Genomic DNA, 3,809 nt, shown 5'->3' with positions numbered 1-3,809 from the left:
TGCGCTGCATGACGCTGGCGCAATCGGCAAGGTAACGATGCGCGAGTTCGATGCCATCTGCCCGCCGCCAGTGCGGGAGTTCAGTGCTGCCGACATCAAACACCTGCGCGAAGAACTGAAGTTCAGCCAGCCGGTGTTCGCGCTGCATCTGCACACGACTGCTTCGACGGTGCGCAAGTGGGAGCAAGGCGATACCCACCCGGCCGGCCCGGCGCTCAAACTGCTGAACATCATCGCCAACAAGGGCTTGCAGGCCATCATCTGATGCCCCGCACTGGTGACTGCCACGCATGGATGAAGCCGTAGTCGTTTTTTCCCGCAAGGGCCTGTTTCAGACCCGGATTGTGGCGCGCGATGTTCGTAGCCGGGAGCATGCGCGCAAGTTATGGCCGCTGGTGTCTCCCGATGCTTTGCGGCAAATGGTGACGTGGGTCAGCCCTATCTTTGAAGATGGAAAGCTGCGTCGGCGCTCCCATTTCCGGCAATTGCCCGTTGATCGCATCTACGACCTCAGGGCGCACTTTGATGACGAAGAAGCCAACCGGCAGCGGGCCGTACAGGAAAGCCAAGAGCATCGGCGCGCAAAAGAGTTGATCGCGGCAGAGCTTGGTCGGCGTCTGGATGCCCGGCTTGCCATGCCGTGGTGGTTCAAGGATGCGGATGCATCGGACTACCCGCTGGAAGGCAACCTATTGCTCGGCGCTGATCGTGTAGCGACCGAGCATCCATTGGATACACCCTTCGGCAGCCGATTCCGGCTCGATGTTGCGGTGCTTGGGCCGCCTGTCCAAGCGGAGCCAATGGTTTTGGGTGGCGTGGAAATCGAGCTTGGCCATGCCTTCGACGGACGTAAGGCACTGATCGGTAAGTCGCTGGGGTTCCCGCTCATCTCCATCGACATCACGGAAATGTCGATCGACGAGTTGACGCCAGAATGGGCGCAGCAGGCATTGACCGCCACCACGCGCAGCCACGAACAAGGGCGCCGGCAAACGTACATCTATCTCCATGACCTGCTGTACCCCCTCTACGCCCAGTTGCCAGCATTCCTCGATGATGAGCAGCGTCACCAGTTCCTGGTGTTCGCAGATGATGCAACCTTGCAAAAGCTGGCGCACTGGATGAACTTGCTGGCGGAAAGGCTGGAATACCCGAAGGGAGCTGTTGCGGTCGCGTTGGTCAACGGAAAAAGTGAACAATCACGCAAGATGCTGGAGCGCGCAGGGGAAGTTGCCGGGCCTGATTGGAAGGACTTCAATAGCCAGCGGTGCCTGCGTTTGACTCTTCCTCGCCCTCGAAACACTGCGGATCTTCAGGCCCATCGTTTTCATATGACGATGGCGCGACTGCTGCTTTCCCATGCCGATGCACTTGTCGGCTACAAGTATTGCAACGGCGTGAACAACAACGATCCAGAGGAGGATGTCTGGATCGCCCATCACTGGATTGCCGAGCAGGGTATCCATACCCAACACCGCGTACTGCCCAAGCGATTGGCCGAGCCGATCAACCGACTGATCGCAGTGGTGTCCGATTTACGCCGCGATCATGAAACGTCCGCCGCAGAGGCGTAACCCTCCGATGCCAAAAATCATCTTGCAGTCGAATACTCCGGTTGGGCTGAAGGCCCAACTTGCTGCGCTGGATATTGCCGTCCCTCCTCGCTCAGAGGGCCGCAGAAATCACCACACAGAGGGCTATTGCATCGCGCATCTGCTGGCGACACTGCCGATCAATCGGCTTTCTTTTCCGCTGACATTGACCCATACCGATAGGCCGGACTTCGTGCTGGACATGCCCGGTGGCAACGTCGGCATTGAGCATACGGAAGCGGTGCCGGAGAACATAGCTCACGCCGATTGTCTGCGTGAAAGGGAAGGCTTGGGGCCGGATGTTTATTTCACGCCGCATGCCATGCCTGGAGAGTCGCGCAAAACGGCAGTGCAACTCCGAAGCGAAATCATGGCCGATGCGCCTGGTTGCGGCTGGGAGGGGGATTCTCCAGAGCGCGAGTGGGCTTCAGCAATGGCCCACTACGTCAGAGAAAAAATTCCAAAGGCAACGGCTGACGGCTTCGTTCGATACTCGCTCAACTGGCTGATCGTTTACGACAACTGGCCATTACCAGCCGTGGACTACACCAAAGCAGCGGCCTATTTGATGCCATTGCTGGGTGAGATGGGAGCGTTTTCTGTGTTCGATGCGGTTTTCGTTCACGATGATTCCCGGCTGTGCGAGTTCAGAGATGACCCCATCATTCATGCCCTGGTGAAGCCGAGTTCGATGCGATAGACCCAATGTGCAAGCAGTCTTTGCGTCCCGGCGTGCCTCCGTCGGGCTCGCGAGCTGCGCCCCGCGCTTCGTTCCGAATCGCGGCCATTCGGCTTTGATCCCTGACGCCTCCGGCCCGGCTCGCTGATCCAGGCCTGCGCGCTCCGCTTGCCCCAAAAGCCGAGGGTGTGCAGTGGGCGGGTGTGGGCGGTCTTGCTGTTCCCTTCACCGTCTCACGGCGTTCTCGCCGTCAAGGGCTTCGCGCGCCATACGCGCTTGCGTCCTGCGGCTGTCTGCGACCCCTGACTGCTTGCGCTGCGCCGTGCTGGCGACGGTTCCGGGCAATTCCGCCCGTGCAACCGGAGCACCCGAGTTCGACACCAAACTTGCGTTTTGGTCATTTTGCTGAGGCCGGCCTCTGTGGAATCAACAACTTAGCCGTGTCAGATGGATTTTCTTGTAGTGGCACGCCACAATACTACGGGTGTTGGCACACGCCAGGTGTGCCGGGTACACTCCCTCCATGTTCATCAAGCTCACCCGATCGGGCTCGCGCACTTATGCGCAACTGGTTGAGTCCTTTCGCGATGAACACGGCAAGCCTCGCCAGCGCACTGTGGCCACGCTCGGGCGCGTCGACGAGCAAGACGGCCAGGTCGATGCGCTGCTCAATGGCCTGCTTCGCGCCAAGGGGCGTCCTGCTGCCTGGGCCGAGAGCCCGCAGGTGCGCTTCGAGTCGGCGCTGTCGCTGGGCGATGTCTGGGCGCTGGATGCGCTGTGGCACGAGTTGGGCTTCGATGGCCTGGCCGCTGTTTTCCGGCGCGCGCGCTTCACCACCGCCGTCGAGCATGCGCTGCGCGTGATGGCCTTCAACCGGCTGTGCGACCCGGAGTCCAAGCTGGGCGTGCTGCGCTGGCTGCAGACGGTGAGCATGCCGGGCATCGAGGCGGACAAGCTCAGTCACCAGCAGCTGCTGCGCAGCATGGACGCGCTGATGGACCACCAGCAGGCCGTCGACGAGTGCGTGGCACAGTTGCTGCGCCCGCTCATCGATGAGGATCTATCGGTGGTCTTCTACGACCTGACCACCATCCGCGCCGAAGGCTTGAGCCAGCAAGACGGCGACGTGCGCCGCTTTGGCATGTCCAAGCAGGGCGTCATCGCCCGGCAATTCATGCTGGGCGTCGTGCAGACAGCCGACGGCATGCCAATCTTCCACGAGGTGTTCGACGGCAACGCGGCCGAGGCGCCGACGTTGGAGCCCACGCTGAGGAAGGTGCTGGCGCGCTACCCGCACATCCGCCGCCTGGTGGTGGTGGCCGACCGCGGGCTGCTGTCGCTGGATAACATCGAGGCGCTGACGAAGCTGCAGGTCGCCGGGGCACGGCCGCTGGAGTTCATCCTCGCTGTACCGGGGCGCCGTTATGCGGAGTTTGCAGATCTGCTCGAGCCGGTGAACCGATTGGCGGCTCAGAGCGAAGACCCTGAGATCGTCAGCGAGCAAACCTGGCAGGGTTTACGCCTGGTGATCGCCCATG

The 3,809-nt window shown here is 61.2% G+C and carries 4 protein-coding genes; all 4 read left to right on the top strand.

Features of this window, described 5'->3' with window-relative positions; genetic code table 11:
- Positions 1–265, top strand: a 265-nt coding sequence (locus ACK59X_RS23250) for a helix-turn-helix domain-containing protein (protein ID WP_409960749.1), incomplete at its 5' end; no start/stop codon positions are given.
- A gap of 25 nt (positions 266–290) precedes the next feature.
- Positions 291–1,574, top strand: coding sequence for a hypothetical protein (locus ACK59X_RS23245; protein ID WP_251200224.1), 1,284 nt, complete (start codon positions 291–293; stop codon positions 1,572–1,574).
- A 7-nt stretch (positions 1,575–1,581) separates the two neighbouring features.
- Positions 1,582–2,292, top strand: a complete 711-nt coding sequence (locus ACK59X_RS23240; RefSeq protein ID WP_251200225.1) for a hypothetical protein — start codon at positions 1,582–1,584, stop codon at positions 2,290–2,292.
- A gap of 502 nt (positions 2,293–2,794) precedes the next feature.
- A partial coding sequence (locus ACK59X_RS23235; RefSeq protein WP_409960748.1) for an IS1634 family transposase occupies positions 2,795–3,809 on the top strand: 1,015 nt, incomplete at its 3' end.

This window comes from Acidovorax sp. (assembly GCF_046339755.1).
Taxonomy (GTDB): Bacteria; Pseudomonadota; Gammaproteobacteria; order Burkholderiales; family Burkholderiaceae_C; genus Acidovorax.
Note: the sequence above shows the minus strand (reverse complement) of the source record. Positions and strands in the feature narration are given on the sequence as shown.